The organism is Microbacterium sp. (assembly GCF_052099035.1).
In the GTDB taxonomy this organism is placed as follows: Bacteria; Actinomycetota; Actinomycetes; order Actinomycetales; family Microbacteriaceae; genus Microbacterium.
The window spans coordinates 20,049-34,041 of record NZ_JBQDSX010000035.1; the positions used below are offsets into that span (position 1 = coordinate 20,049).

The following is a 13,993-nucleotide window of genomic DNA, read 5'->3' on the forward strand; positions in this document are numbered from 1 at the left end:
CATGAGATGGCTGGCCCACCGAAAAAGATGGGGATGAAGATGGCTGATATGCCGGAGGTAATGAAGAACCCACTCACGAACCGTGGGACGGCGTTCACTCAGGACGAACGTGCGAAGCTCGGCTTGACCGGCCGCCTGCCCGCAGCGGTTGAGACGCTGGATGAGCAGGCCAAGCGCGCACACCCAGATGAACCAGTACGAGACCGATCTGGAGAAGTACCTCTTCCTGGATGATCTGCACGATCGTAACGAGGTGCTGTTCTACAAGGTCCTTGTCGACAATCTGTCCGAGACCCTTCCGATCGTGTATGACCCGACGGTCGGTGATGCGATCAAGCAGTGGAGCAAGGACTACCGCCGCTCCCGCGCAATCTACCTCTCCATCGATCGGCCGGAAGATGTCCGCGCATCCTTCGAGACCCTGGGCCTCGGCGCAGACGACGTCGACCTGATCGTGGTGTCCGACGCCCAGGAGATCCTGGGAATCGGCGACTGGGGCGTCAACGGAACGGATATCTCCGTGGGCAAGCTCGCGGTCTACACCGCGGCTGCCGGCATCAACCCCGCACGTGTCATCGCGGTGAACCTCGACGTCGGCACTGACAACGAGGCGCTGCTGAACAGCCCGGCGTACCTCGGCAATCGCCACCCGCGCGTCACGGACGCCCGCTACGACGACTTCATCGATCTCTACCTGAAGACGGCCAGCGAGCTCTACCCGAAGGCCATGCTGCACTTCGAGGACTTTGGGCCGTCGAATGCGCGTCGCATCCTCGAGAACAACCGCGACAAGTACCGCATCTTCAACGACGACATGCAGGGGACGGGCGCCATCGTGATCGCATCGGTCTTCCCCGGCCTCAAGGTCACCAAGGAGTCGTTCGCCGACCAGCGCCTCATCGTGTTCGGTGCGGGTACCGCCGGTACCGGCATGGCCGACCAGATCAGCGCTGCGATGGTCCGCGATGGTCTCTCGCGAGAAGAAGCCAAGGCACGGGTCTGGCCCTTGGATGTCGACGGTCTGGTGACCGATGACATGCCGAATCTGCCCAACTACCAGGCGGCCTACGCGCGCCCGGCATCCGAAGTCGCGGACTGGACCCGTACGAACGGCGCCATCAGCCTGCTGACGACGGTCGAACAGGTCAAGCCGACCGTTCTCATCGGTACATCCACAGCGCACAACGCCTTCACCCAGGAAATTGTCGAGGCACTCAGCGCCGGCGTTGAGCGCCCGATCCTCCTCCCGCTCTCGAACCCCACCGAGCGCATCGAGGTTATGCCCACGGATGCGATTCCGTGGTCGAAGGGCAAGGCGCTGCTTGCTGTCGGCATCCCGGTCGAGCCGGTTCCCTATGAGGGCACCGATTTCGTGATCGGACAGGCCAATAACGCGCTGCTCTACCCGGGGCTCGGTCTCGGCACGATCGTGTCGGGTGCCTCGCACGTGAGCGATGGAATGCTTCTCGCCGCCGCCGAGGCCGTTGCCAGCCAGGTCGACCCGTCCGCTCTGGGCGCATCGCTCCTGCCGTCGGTGGATGACCTTCGGGCATCGTCGGCAATCGTGGCTCTCGCGGTCGCGAAGCAGGCGATGAAGGAGGGGCTCGCCGCCAACAACCCCGAGAACCTCGTTCAGGCCGTGGAGGATGGCATGTGGCAGCCGGTCTACCCGGAAACGAGCGCGTGATGTCCGAGGAAGCTCCGAAGATCCTCGACCTCCCGATCGGGATCGACGCGTCGGGAACGCGCCACGAGACCGACTCGATGGGTGGGATCGACGTCCCGGCTGACAAGTACTGGGGTGCGCAGACTCAGCGCTCACTCGTGCACTTCTCGATCGGCAACGACAAGATGCCGCACGAGGTTTACCACGCCTACGGATACGTGAAGAAGGCTGCGGCGCTGGTCAACGGCGCCGCAGGCCGGCTGCCGGCGTGGAAGTCCGACCTGATCGTCAAGGTCACCGACGAGGTCATCGCCGGGAAGCTCGACGAGAACTTCCCGCTCGACGTGTGGCAGACCGGCTCGGGCACCCAGTCCAACATGAACACCAACGAGGTGATCTCCAACCGGGCGATCCAGCTGGCGGGAGGGGAGCTGGGCAGCAAGACGCCCGTGCATCCCAATGACCACGTGAACATGGGGCAGTCCTCGAACGACACCTTCCCCACGGCGATGCACATCGCGGTGGTCAAGGAGTACTGCGAGAGGCTGCTGCCGGCCCTGAAGAAGCTTCAGGCGGCGTTCGACGCCAATGCCAAGAAGTGGCGTCATGTGGTCAAGATCGGTCGTACCCACCTGCAGGATGCCACGCCGCTGACCGTCGGCCAGGAATGGTCGGGGTATGCGCACCAGATCAAGCAGGGGATCGAACGGCTCGAGGCGACCCTCGACGGGTTGTACGAGCTCGCAATGGGCGGCACCGCTGTCGGCACCGGACTGAACGCGCCGGAGAACTTCGACGTGGATGCTGCTGCGAAGATCGCCGAGTTGACCGGATATCCGTTCCGCACGGCTGAGAACAAGTTCTCGGCCCAGGGCGGGTTGGATGCCCTGGTGGCAGCGAGTGCGGGACTCCGAGCAGTCGCAGTTCCGTTGATCAAGATCGCCAACGACATCCGCTGGCTGGCCTCCGGGCCTCGGTCCGGGCTCTCGGAGCTCGTCCTGCCGGCGAATGAACCGGGCAGTTCGATCATGCCCGGGAAGGTCAACCCGACCCAGTGCGAAGCAATGGTGATGGTCTGTCTGCAGGTGCTGGCAGAGGACTCTTGTGTGGCGATGGCCGGAACGCAGGGCAACTTCGAGCTCAACGCCATGCGGCCGATCATCCTCAACAACGTGCTGCACTCGGCACGGATCCTGGGGGACGCCAGTGACAAGCTGCGCGAGTACTGCATCGAGGGCGTCGAGCTCCACCAGGAGCAGATCGACAAGTTCGTCAACGGCTCGCTGATGCTCGTCACCGCGCTGTCGCCGGTCATCGGATACGACAAGGCATCGACGATCGCTCACAAGGCGAACGACGAGGGGACGACGCTGCGCGAAGCAGCGCTGGCCACCGGGTTCATCGACGCCGCCGAATTCGATAAGGTTGTGGATCCGTCGACCATGGTCGGCACTCCATAGCACCAGCACGAAGAGGGCTCTGCCTCCGCCGCAACAGCTGGTGTGTTGCGGTCGGGGACAGGGTCCTCTTCCGTGTCCGCCCCGGGACGTCTCAGCGATTAGAGTGGAACGCGGCCACCGAGAGGAGTGGATGTTTCACGTGAAACAGTCCGAACAGGCAACGCCGAACGATGCATTCGGGGTCGATACACCACTTGCGAGAGAACTCGCCGATCTGAGCACTCGACGTCGTGAGCTCGAGGCCGTTGAGCTCACCTTCACGGGGGAGACCCGCGTTCTCACGGTGTCGAACCAGAAGGGCGGCGTCGGGAAGACGACGACCGCTGTGAACATCGCATCAGCACTGGCTTCCCTGGGTGCGAAGGTGATGGTCATCGATCTGGACCCGCAGGGAAACGCATCAACGGCGCTTGGCGTACCGCACAACGCTGAGACGCAGAGCATCTACGACGTGCTGATCAATGATGTTCCCCTCGCGGACATCGTGCAGCCGAGCCCCGAGTCCGAGAACCTTGTGTGCGCCCCCAGCACCATCCACCTCGCCGGAGCCGAGATCGAGCTGGTCTCACAGGTCGCCCGAGAGCACCGCCTCCGCGGGGCCCTGGACCAGTACATCGCCGAGAATCCGATCGACTTCGTCATCATCGACTGCCCGCCATCGCTGGGACTGCTGACGATCAACGCGTTCACCGCGGCGACCGAGGTGTTCATCCCGATCCAGTGCGAGTACTACGCGCTGGAGGGTCTGAGCCAGCTGCTCGGCAGCATCCAGATGATTCAGAAGCACCTGAATCCGACCCTGCATCTGTCCACCATCCTGTTGACGATGTACGACGGCCGGACCCGTCTCGCGCAGCAGGTGGCAGACGAGGTCCGCAACCATTTTCCAGACCAGGTCCTGAACACGGTGATTCCGCGTTCGGTTCGTGTGTCTGAGGCACCCAGCTTCGGCCAGACGGTGATCACCTACGACGGAACATCCGCCGGGGCGATCGCATATCGTGAGGCCGCTGTCGAGATTGCGTCTCAGACGACGCAGAGCAAGGAGAACTGATGGCGAAGCGCACTGGGCTGGGCCGTGGAATCGGCGCACTCATCCCCACGACGGACCAGGCGGCTCGCCCGGTCGACGTGTTCTTCCCCGGCGGGACGATCACGGTCGATGCCGCCGAACAGGCGAACAAGGCGGATGCCGCGGCATCCGAACTCGAATCGGTTCCCGGCCTCCACCTGATTCAGGTGGACCCGAACAAGATCGTCCCGAACCCGCGTCAGCCGCGCACCCATTTCGATCCGGATGACCTCGCGGAGCTGGTGCACAGCGTCCGCGAGTTCGGCGTGCTGCAGCCGGTCGTCGTTCGCAAGAACACCGATGGCGAGTACGAACTGATCATGGGGGAGCGGCGCACGCGCGCTGCGCGCGAGGCCGGCCTCGACACCATCCCGGCGATCGTGCGCGACACCGGCGACGAGGATCTCCTCCGCGATGCGCTCCTGGAGAACCTGCACCGTTCTGAGCTGAACCCATTGGAAGAGGCATCCGCCTACCAGCAGCTGCTCGAGGACTTCGGGATCACGCAGGAGGAGCTTGCGACGCGCATCGGACGTTCGCGCCCGCAGATCAGCAACACGATTCGCCTGCTGAAGCTTCCTGTTCCCGTCCAGCAGCGGGTTGCCGCCGGTGTTCTCTCGGCGGGTCACGCACGTGCACTGCTCTCCCTAGGCACCCCGGAGCAGATGCAGAAGCTCGCGGACAAGGTCGTGAATGAGGATCTCTCCGTCCGCGCGACCGAGGTGGCGGCCAAGGCGCTTCCCGCAACGGGCACGGCGAAGCCGAAGCCGCAGGCTGGGGCTCGGCGCGCCTATCTCGATGAGGTCTCCGGCAAGCTCGGAGATCGCCTGAACACACGCGTGAAGATCACGCTCGGTGCACGCAAAGGCCAGGTCGCGATCGAATTCGCGTCGATCCAGGACCTTAACCGCATTCTGTCCGAACTGGGTGAGGAACAGTACGGTTCCTGAGTAATATCGCGCTCCTCTCGCCGTGGCATCCGCCTGACTCCTAGAGTGGGGTCAGGCTAGGGAGGGCACATGTCTGAGAGCAAGAGCACGGCCGGACGTCTCAACGGCCGGGTCATCGGAATCAGTATCGCCGCAGCGTTGGGCGGCTTCCTGTTCGGCTTCGACACAGCCGTCATCAACGGCGCCGTCGATGCATTGGCGGGTGCGTTCGAACTCGGCGCAGGACTCCAGGGATTCGCCGTCTCTTCTGCACTGATCGGGTGCGCGGTGGGAGCCTGGTTCGCCGGGAGCCTCGCGAACAAGCTCGGTCGCATCCCGGTCATGGTGATCGCCGCGACACTCTTCCTGATCTCGGCAATCGGGTCCGGACTGGCCTTCGGCGTGATCGATCTCATCATCTGGCGTGTGATCGGCGGTCTGGGTGTGGGTGCGGCATCCGTCATCGCTCCGGCGTACATCGCCGAAGTGTCTCCGGCGAAAGTGCGCGGGCGCCTCGGCTCTCTGCAGCAGCTCGCAATCGTCACCGGTATCTTCACGGCGTTGCTCTCCAACGCCCTGCTGGCCAACATCGCGGGCGGTGCGGCGAATATCCTCTGGTTCGGCATCGACGCCTGGCGGTGGATGTTCATGGTCGAGGCGATTCCCGCGATCGTCTACGGCGTGATGGCCCTGCGACTTCCTGAGTCCCCGCGGTTCCTTGTTGCGCGCGGCAAGATCGACAAGGCATCGCAGGTGCTCTACGACTTCACGGGCGAGACGGATGTGAATCTGAAGATCGAGGAGATTCGCAAGACGATCAACGTCGAGCAGAAGGAGTCGCTGAAGGACCTCCGCGGCGACAAGTTCGGGCTGAAGCCGATCGTCTGGGTCGGCATCCTGCTGAGCGTCTTCCAGCAGTTCGTCGGCATCAACGTGATCTTCTACTACTCGACCACCCTGTGGCTCTCGGTCGGATTCGATGAATCGCAGGCGCTGCTGACGTCGGTGATCACCTCGATCACGAACATCGTCGTGACGATCATCGCGATCCTGCTCGTTGACAAGGTCGGTCGCCGGCCGATGCTGCTGATCGGATCCGTCGGAATGGCCGTGACTCTCGGCATGATGGCCGTCGCGTTCTCCTTCGGCACCCTGCAGGACGGCAACGTCGTGCTTCCGGAGCCGTGGTCGATGATCGCTCTGGTCTGCGCGAACGGCTTCGTCGTGTTCTTCGGTGCCACCTGGGGCCCGCTGGTGTGGGTCCTGCTGGGGGAGATGTTCCCGAACAGCATCCGCGCTGGTGCTCTGGCGGTGGCCGCTGCGGCCCAGTGGGTGGCGAACTTCTTCATCTCGACGACGTTCCCGGCTTTCGCGGAGATCGGGCTCACGTTCGCGTACGGTTTCTACGCGTTCTTCGCGATCGTGTCGTTCTTCTTCGTGTACTTCCAAGTGCCCGAGACGAAGGGCCGAGAGCTGGAGACCATGACGGATGTCGTGAATCTCCCGCGCCGCGGAGGTAAAAAGCGAGCGTAGGCTGGATGCATGTCAGAAGCCGTTCCGCGTCGCGCGAGTCTCGAGGTCCTGCGCGCGGAGGCTTCTGACGAACTGGCCGTGCTCATTCAGGAGCGTCTGCTGGGCGGCGAAGACCCCTGGGACTTCATGGAGGACCTGCCGAGCGTCGACGAGCTCGTGGTCTACCTTCTGCGTGCGGATAACATCGCCGCGAACGATGGCGTGCGCCCGAACGCTGCACGCAACTATCGCGTGATGCGCCAGATCGCGCTGGAGTATCCGGAGCTCACCCCTGCCGTCTGGGGCCTTCTCGATGAGGGCTCGCGCCACCGCCTGTGGGATACCTCGATCGCCGACGCGTCGTAGCCCCCGCGGAGGGCGGCCTCAGCCGGGAAGGAAAACACGGCTCCGGACGCGTGCGAGGCCGCGGTTTCCTTCTCGCCTGCGGTCAAAACCCCACGAAACAGCCAAAACCCCGTGAAACAGCAAGACCGCGCCGAAACAGCGTCGGAATGACGCAGTCTCGGCGCGGCCGGGGTCTCGCGAGCGAGTGAGCGAGTGAGCTCGAAGAGGGATCAGCCGATGAAGGCGGCGAGATCCTGCTCGAGGGCGGGCTTCGGCTTCGCGCCGATGATGGTCGTCTTGACCTCGCCGCCCTGGAAGACCTTCATCGCCGGGATCGACGTGATCTGGTACTTCATCGCCAGCTCGGGGTTCTCGTCGACGTTGAGCTTCATGATGGTGATCTTGTCGGGGTTCTCGGCCTGGATCTGGTCGAGAACCGGCGCGACCATGCGACACGGTCCGCACCACTCGGCCCAGAAGTCCACGAGGACGGGGCCCTCAGCCTGCAGCACGTCCTGCTCGAACGTGGCCTGGCTCGTTACCTTGGCAGTCATCTGCATCTCCTGCTTCTCGTTGATCGATCTGATCGGATCGATCTGATCGAAAGTTCACCGTCTGCAACAGCAGCGGCGTCGTAAATGTTCCCGTCAGGCGATGACCGAGGCTGCCTCAGCGGCGGGAACCTCAACCGAGGCGTCTTCGAGAGCTTCGAGGAAGTGCTCGGCATCGAGGGCGGCGACCGTGCCGGAACCGGCAGCGGTGATCGCCTGACGGTAGGTCGGGTCGATGACGTCGCCGGCGGCGAAGACACCGGGAACGGAGGTGTGCGACGAGCGACCGTCGACCCAGATCGTGCCCTCAGGTGTCAGCGTGAGCTTGTCGTGCACGAGGTGCGTGCGCGGATCGTTTCCGATCGCCACGAAGACGCCGTCGAGCGCAATTTCACGCGACGAACCGTCGACCGTCGAGCGCAGCTTCACGCCGTTGACAGCATCCCCGCCGGTGATTTCGGCGACTTCGCTGTTCCAGATGAATTCGATCTTCTCGTTGGCGAAGGCGCGCTCCTGCATGATCTTGGAGGCGCGCAGCGTGTCCTTGCGGTGGATCACGTACACCTTCGAGGCGAAGCGGGTGAGGAATGTGGCCTCTTCCATCGCCGAGTCACCGCCGCCGACGACCGCGATCGTCTTCTCGCGGAAGAAGAAGCCGTCGCACGTCGCGCACCACGAGACGCCGTACCCGGACAGGCGCTCCTCGCCCTCGATGCCGAGCTTGCGGTACGCCGAGCCGGTCGCGTAGATGATCGACTGGGCTTCGTGCGTGGCGCCACTGCCGAGGGTCACCGTCTTCACCGGCCCGTCCAAGGAGAGAGAGGTGACGTCGTCGTAGAGGATCTCGGTGCCGAACTTCTCGGCCTGCTCCTGGAACTTGCCCATGAGCTCAGGACCCTGGATGCCCTCCGGAAAGCCCGGGTAGTTCTCGACGTCCGTGGTGTTCATCAGCTCTCCACCGATTTCAACCGAGCTCGCGACGAGCAGCGGCTCGAGGTTCGCGCGGGCCGCGTAGATTGCGGCGGTGAACCCGGCGGGGCCGGAGCCGATGATGATGACCTTGCGCATGTGTTCTCTCTTCTCACCTGATAGACGCTTCCCTGCTTGAAACCAATGGTAACCGCGCGGCATTCCCGCGCACAGGTGGCGCGACCGGATGCCGGGACTACTCGGTCGCGGACGGCTCCGCGACAGCATCCGTTCCTCGCCCCTTGCGGCGCCGGACGACCGTGCGGATGATTCCGAGCACGAGGAGCAGTCCGATGATTCCACCGAGGACGATGAGACCGATGCTCTCCCATTCGGCGCGCACGGTGACGTTCGCGGTCTGGTCGGCGCCGATATGCACGCCGGTGGGGGAGGTGAGCGCGAAGTGGACGCTGAGCTCTCCGCTGCCCACGCGCGCTTCGACCGGCACCTTGACGCGGGTGTTGCTGGCCGGCTGCGCGAGGACCTCTGTCCGCGGTCGCACGTCGAGGCGTGCATCCGACGGTCGCGACTCGAGGGTGACGTTCACTGGCCAGGGCAGGTCATTGCGCACCCACACCGGCAGCGGAGCCGCGGCCGTGAACAACTGAATCGGGCTGGGCTGCTGCACGCCGACGGCGTTCAACGTCTTGACGGTCGCTGCGCGATGGCCGGCGACGGCGGCCGGATAACTCTCGGCGGCGCCCACACCGATGAGCCGCAGGATCGCCAACCGCTCGGGAGAGAGCAGCACGAGCGGTTCGTCGAGGATCGAGGCGAACGAGGTGAGTCGTTCCTCGTCGGCGAGCACGCTGTCGAGCGCGGCTGCTCGCTCGTCCGTCGGATCCCCGACAATCGTGCTGGATGCCGGGTCCGCAGACCGCAGGTCCGTCAGAGTCGTGGGCTGCGTGAGCGCCGACAGCGACAGGATCGTCTCGCGCAGCGCCGTGGCCGATCGCGTTTCGTCACGATCGAGGCCGACCATCAGAGACGGCTGCGCGCCGGCGTAGGTGAGCTGGGCGAGACCGGCCACGATCTCATCCTCGCGCGTCGCGTCATCGGACGCGGCGGCAGCATCGGACAGGGTGGCCGAAACGGTCGAATCCATCGCCAGCACCCGATGGCCGTCGATGTCGAGCAGGGCGGATGCCGCTGTCGCGAGCGACGTCGACGGCAGCACCGTCGTCACATCGGTGTCGAGATACGTGTCGAAGGTTGCCAGGTCGGCCGTCTGCACATCTCCGAGCGGCCAGAGGATGCCGGTCTGCGAATCGGGAAGGGCGGTGAGCTCGTCGTACGAGGGCAGTTCCGGCTCGGCAGACGTCGGCTCCGGCGTCGGTGAGGGGGTCGCCGTCGGCGACGGGGTGGGTGCTGGGGTGCTGGCGCTCTGCACGAAGTCGGCGGCGTTGAGATATGGAGTCAGCGGTAGCGGTGCGAGCAGTTCCGGGAGTTCCGCGCGGGCCTGCACCGTGGCATCCGCATCTCCTGCTTGCAGCGCGAAGCGCTCGTTCGAGAGCGATTCCAGTCGATCGAGCCAGTCGGTGGCGCCCTGCGGAGCCGAGGTTCCCCGCGCGCGGATAGCGGCCGGGATGAGCGGATCGATGGCGATCGCGGCCGAGGTTCCGGCGACGCCATCGAGCTGGGCGGTGAGCGCACCCTCGGGGGCGGTAAGGGCTGTGAGCTCGTCGGCGGTGAGCAGTGCGCCGTTCGCGGGCGTCGCCGTGATCGGAACGAGAACAGTGACCTGCCGAGCCGCGTCGTCGCTCACGATGAGCACGCTGCTCGCGGTGAGCACATCAGAGGTGACAGTCGTGGAGGCCGGGGTCGTGGACAGGGTGCCCCGCAGCGGATAAACCCCGGGTGCGAGGTCATCGATGGCGCTCGCCGCCACGCTCACCGACACCGTGGATGACTCGGACACCGGGACGTCTTCGGAGGTATCCGAGCCGAGCGTGGCGAACGTCCCCGATGCCGAACCGCTGTCGAGCCATGCCCCCAGTGCCGTCGCATCCGCAAGGGGGGTGCGGTTCACCTCGATGGTGATGCGGCCGGCATCGACGGGGTCCTCGGAGCGGTTGTCGATGGAAGCGCTGACGGTCAGTGACGCACCCGGCTTGATCACACCGTGCAGGCCGGCCACCACCGACAGTCGGGCCGTGTCATCATCGGCGGTGTTCGCACCGTCGGTGTCGGCTTTCGTGGCGCCACCGGTTTTCGCTACGGTTTTCGCAACGGTGCCGACACCAGTGGAGGCGTCGGTGGAGGCATCGGCGACGGCAGCGGTGGGGGAGAGCAGCTGCGGCGTGGCGAGGACGCCGAAAGCGAGGGCGAACGCGACCGCGACGCGTGCGCTGCGATGCGCGCGGGCGTGCCTGCCGGTTCGGGGGCTGATCAAGACTCTGGTCTTCCTCGGGCGCCGGGGGCGGCGAACCCGTAAGTTGTGACCTCGCAATTCTAGGCGGGAGGCTTCGTGGTTGCCTGAAGGCGCGTAGAGTGACGGCCGTGTCCGACGCTCTCCCGCCTGTCCCCGATCCCGCTCTCGTCTCGGCATTGGCGGCTGATCTGGATGCTGTCGACTTCCGCTCCGAACCGCTGCGACAGCTGTGGGGCGAGGAGGCCGATGACGCACTCGGACGGGGAATGCGCGAGCCCCTCCTGCGCGCCATTGCGCGCGACGTGGGCGCTCTCGCGACGCTCGGTCGCCTGTTCATGCTCGGGATGCCGCAGCCCTCAGCGCTGGTCGCAGAGGCCCTGCCGCGCCTCGGCGTCGATGGTCTCGTGGCGCTCGGGCTCGCACGTCTGACCGATGCGGATGCCGTGCCCACGGCGCTCCTGCGCCCGCAATCGTTCGTGGATGCCGACGGCATCGGCGAGTGGTGGATCGCCAGCGATCTTGACGAACTGGCACTGGGCACCGAGCTGCCCGCCGATCACGTGCTGGGTGTGGGTGGAGCATCCCGCACCCTTGCCGAGCTGATCATGCCCGCCCCGGTGTCGCGCGCGCTCGATCTCGGCACCGGGTGCGGAATCCAGGCCCTGCTCGTCTCGCGTCATGCCGGTGAAGTCGTGGCCACCGATGTCTCTGAGCGCGCACTCGCGTTCGCGGCGCTGAATGCCCGGCTGAACGGGGTGAGCAACATCACGTTCCGGCAGGGGAGCATGTTCGAGCCGGTTCAGGGCGAGGCGTTCGACCTCATCGTCTCGAATCCTCCGTTCGTGATCACCCCGCGCGTGGACGGGGTCACCGCGTACGAATACCGCGACGGCGGGCTCATCGGCGATGCGCTGGTCGAGCAGTTCGTGCGCGAGGCGCCGGAGCATCTGACGCCCGGCGGCGTTGCGCAGCTGCTCGGAAACTGGGAGTCGCAGACGACCGCCGGCCTTTCGCGGCTCGACTCCTGGATCGCGCCGGACCTCGATGCGTGGGTGATCGAGCGCGAGGAGCTGACCCCGCTCGGCTATGCCGAGCTGTGGATCCGCGACGGCGGCACGACCCCGCGCGACGCCGCGTTCGATCGGATGCTGGAGGCCTGGCTCGACGACTTCACCGCGCGCGGCGTAACGGCGATCGGGTTCGGATACGTACTGCTGCGGCGGGGAGTTGCCGGCCGCGAGCCGCTGCGTCGCTTCGAGAAGATTTCGCAGCCGCTCTCCGGGACGGGGCGTGCGCTTCGGGATGGTCTCGCTGCTCACGACGTGCTCGCCGACGGCATCCCGCGGACGCTGGTGACAGCATCCGACGTGACCGAGGCGCGGCACTACATGCCGGGCAATGACGACCCGAGCGTGATCGAGTTGCGCCAGGGGGGCGGGTTCGGGCGAACGGTCGCGGTCGATTCCGCGCTCGCCGGATTCGTCGGTGCCTGCGACGGTGAGCTGACGGTTTCGCAGATCGTCAGCGCGCTCGCTGACCTGTTCGAGGTGCCGTTGGCTGACCTGTGGGCGGACCTCGAGCCGCGCATCCGTGACCTCGTGCGCGACGGGTTCCTCGCCCCGCCCGTTCCCTGAGGGCGCTTCAGCCGTCCTCCGCCCGCATAACTCCGGAGCTTTTCTCAGATTCCGGTGTCGGGGGCTTCCTCGGGCATCGATCTGAGCAGTTCCTCCGGAGTTATGCGGGCTGAATCTCCGTGTGGCGTGGGGAATGCCACCGGCATCCATTCGGTTGTATGAAGTCATGAAGGCTTTCGGATTCCTCTCTTTCGGGCACTACGCGCCGGTGCCCGGATCGGGCACGCGCACGGCCGGCGACATGCTGCACCAGAGCATCGATCTCGCCGTCGGCGCTGACGAACTCGGTGTCAATGGCGCGTACATGCGCGTGCACCACTTCGCGCGGCAGTCGGCGTCCCCGATGCCGTTGCTCGCCGCGATGGCCGCGAAGACGGAGCGCATCGAGGTCGGCACCGGCGTCATCGACATGCGTTACGAGAACCCGCTGCAGTTCGCCGAAGAGGCCGCCGCGCTCGATCTCATCGCCCGCGGACGCATCGCGCTCGGCGTCAGCCGGGGCTCACCCGAAACGGCCCTGCGCGGCTACGAGGCGTTCGGATACACCGGTTCGGAGGACCCGCGCGGCGCCGACATCGCCCGTGACAAGTTCGAGCTGTTCCTCGAGGCGATCGACGGTGCGGGCGTTGCGCCGGGTGATCCGCAGCAGGTCGGCGAAGGCCGGTACCTGGCGATCGAACCCCGCTCCGAGACGCTGCGCGAGCACATCTGGTGGGGATCCGGGTCGCGGGCGACCGCCGAGGAAACCGGGCGCAAGGGCTTGAACCTGATGAGCTCGACGCTGCTGACCGAGGCGACCGGCGCGGAGTTCCACCAGCTGCAGCGCGAGCAGATCGACCTTTACCGGGCGGCGTACGAGGATGCTGGCCACACGGGAACGCCGCGAGTATCGGTGAGCCGCAGCGTCTTCCCTCTTGTGAGCGACAAGGACCGGGCGTACTTCGGTCTGCGCAGCGCCGAGAACGGCGACCAGATCGGCATCATCGACGGCATGCGCTCGACCTTCGGGAAGACCTATGCCGCTGAGCCCGATGTACTGGTTCGGCAGTTGCTCGCCGACGAGGCCGTCATGGCGGCCGACACCCTGATGCTCACCATTCCGACCCAGCTCGGCGTCGACTACAACCTGCACGTGCTGGAGTCGTTCGCGAAGTACGTCGCGCCGGAGCTCGGCTGGAAGCCGAACACCGAGGGGCCGGTGCAGGGCGACGCCGCCGAGGCCGAAGCCCCGACGGCGCACCCTATGCAGTAACTACTCCGCGCGCATGCGGCGACGCAGTGCAAACAGGCCGAGGCCCATCGCGAGCAGCAGCACAGCACCGACGATGAGCGCGGTGCTGTCGGCACCGGTCGTGGCGAGGTCGCCACCGTCAGAAGAACCCGCGTCACCCGCGGCTCCTTCACCCGGCGCAGGATCCGTGTCGCCACCATCCGTGTCGCCACCATCCGTGTCGCCACCAGCTGCGGCCGTCACGGCGAGCTCT

The 13,993-nt window shown here is 65.7% G+C and carries 12 protein-coding genes; 8 read left to right on the plus strand and 4 right to left on the minus strand.

The features are described from left to right. Positions 1-160 precede the first annotated feature (160 nt). From ACTIAO_RS11535 to ACTIAO_RS11560, 6 genes are all read left to right on the plus strand, one after another. Entirely contained in the window at positions 161-1,687 is a 1,527-nt protein-coding gene (locus ACTIAO_RS11535) for an NAD-dependent malic enzyme (protein WP_441906368.1), read from the plus strand. Next, positions 1,687-3,126, plus strand: a complete 1,440-nt coding sequence (gene fumC / locus ACTIAO_RS11540; protein WP_441906369.1) for a class II fumarate hydratase — start codon at positions 1,687-1,689, stop codon at positions 3,124-3,126. The genes ACTIAO_RS11535 and fumC overlap by 1 nt, the downstream gene beginning before the upstream one ends. 130 nt (positions 3,127-3,256) lie before the next feature. After that, the gene (locus ACTIAO_RS11545; RefSeq protein WP_441906370.1) at positions 3,257-4,180 is read left to right on the plus strand and encodes a ParA family protein; all 924 of its coding nucleotides are present in this window, start codon (positions 3,257-3,259) and stop codon (positions 4,178-4,180) included. Next, entirely contained in the window at positions 4,180-5,148 is a 969-nt protein-coding gene (locus ACTIAO_RS11550) for a ParB/RepB/Spo0J family partition protein (protein ID WP_441906371.1), read from the plus strand. Before ACTIAO_RS11545 ends, ACTIAO_RS11550 begins: the two co-directional genes overlap by 1 nt. 69 nt (positions 5,149-5,217) lie before the next feature. After that, positions 5,218-6,660 (plus strand): sugar porter family MFS transporter, encoded by a 1,443-nt coding sequence (locus ACTIAO_RS11555; protein WP_441906372.1) that lies wholly within the window; start codon positions 5,218-5,220, stop codon positions 6,658-6,660. 9 nt (positions 6,661-6,669) lie between these two features. Beyond that, on the plus strand, positions 6,670-7,005 hold the full coding sequence (locus tag ACTIAO_RS11560) for a tryptophan synthase subunit alpha (RefSeq protein WP_441906373.1): 336 nt from the start codon (positions 6,670-6,672) through the stop codon (positions 7,003-7,005). Positions 7,006-7,214: 209 nt separating this feature from the next. On the opposite strand, the gene trxA is transcribed toward ACTIAO_RS11560, so the two are convergent. The 3 genes from trxA to ACTIAO_RS11575 all read right to left on the minus strand — a co-directional run bounded on the left by trxA (position 7,215) and on the right by ACTIAO_RS11575 (position 10,896). Next, positions 7,215-7,538, minus strand: coding sequence for a thioredoxin (gene trxA / locus ACTIAO_RS11565; RefSeq protein ID WP_441906374.1), 324 nt, complete (start codon positions 7,536-7,538; stop codon positions 7,215-7,217). A gap of 93 nt (positions 7,539-7,631) precedes the next feature. Continuing rightward, positions 7,632-8,603: a thioredoxin-disulfide reductase gene (gene trxB, locus ACTIAO_RS11570; RefSeq protein WP_441906375.1), complete on the minus strand. Its 972-nt coding sequence runs from the start codon at positions 8,601-8,603 to the stop codon at positions 7,632-7,634. 97 nt (positions 8,604-8,700) lie between these two features. Further along, positions 8,701-10,896, minus strand: coding sequence for a DUF6049 family protein (locus ACTIAO_RS11575; RefSeq protein ID WP_441906377.1), 2,196 nt, complete (start codon positions 10,894-10,896; stop codon positions 8,701-8,703). 98 nt (positions 10,897-10,994) lie between these two features. Here ACTIAO_RS11575 and ACTIAO_RS11580 point away from each other — a divergent pair, with 98 nt between their 5' ends. Next, positions 10,995-12,509 carry a class I SAM-dependent methyltransferase gene (locus tag ACTIAO_RS11580; RefSeq protein WP_441906378.1) on the plus strand — a complete coding sequence of 505 codons (1,515 nt, stop codon included), beginning with the start codon at positions 10,995-10,997 and terminating at the stop codon, positions 12,507-12,509. A 166-nt stretch (positions 12,510-12,675) separates the two neighbouring features. Next, positions 12,676-13,761: an LLM class flavin-dependent oxidoreductase gene (locus tag ACTIAO_RS11585; protein WP_441906379.1), complete on the plus strand. Its 1,086-nt coding sequence runs from the start codon at positions 12,676-12,678 to the stop codon at positions 13,759-13,761. On the opposite strand, the gene ACTIAO_RS11590 is transcribed toward ACTIAO_RS11585, so the two are convergent. Continuing rightward, the coding region (locus ACTIAO_RS11590) for an LPXTG cell wall anchor domain-containing protein (protein ID WP_441906380.1) at positions 13,762-13,993 on the minus strand (232 nt) is incomplete at its 5' end.

Excerpts from the sequence above, each read along its gene's own strand:
- ACTIAO_RS11560 (WP_441906373.1), top strand. The coding sequence starts at position 6,670 with ATGTCAGAAGCCGTTCCGCGTCGCGCGAGTCTCGAGGTCCTGCGCGCG.
- ACTIAO_RS11555 (WP_441906372.1), top strand. The coding sequence starts at position 5,218 with ATGTCTGAGAGCAAGAGCACGGCCGGACGTCTCAACGGCCGGGTCATC.
- trxA (WP_441906374.1), bottom strand. The coding sequence starts at position 7,538 with ATGACTGCCAAGGTAACGAGCCAGGCCACGTTCGAGCAGGACGTGCTG.
- ACTIAO_RS11545 (WP_441906370.1), top strand. The coding sequence starts at position 3,257 with ATGTTTCACGTGAAACAGTCCGAACAGGCAACGCCGAACGATGCATTC.
- ACTIAO_RS11535 (WP_441906368.1), top strand. The coding sequence starts at position 161 with ATGAGCAGGCCAAGCGCGCACACCCAGATGAACCAGTACGAGACCGAT.
- ACTIAO_RS11585 (WP_441906379.1), top strand. The coding sequence starts at position 12,676 with ATGAAGGCTTTCGGATTCCTCTCTTTCGGGCACTACGCGCCGGTGCCC.
- fumC (WP_441906369.1), top strand. The coding sequence starts at position 1,687 with ATGTCCGAGGAAGCTCCGAAGATCCTCGACCTCCCGATCGGGATCGAC.
- trxB (WP_441906375.1), bottom strand. The coding sequence starts at position 8,603 with ATGCGCAAGGTCATCATCATCGGCTCCGGCCCCGCCGGGTTCACCGCC.
- ACTIAO_RS11550 (WP_441906371.1), top strand. The coding sequence starts at position 4,180 with ATGGCGAAGCGCACTGGGCTGGGCCGTGGAATCGGCGCACTCATCCCC.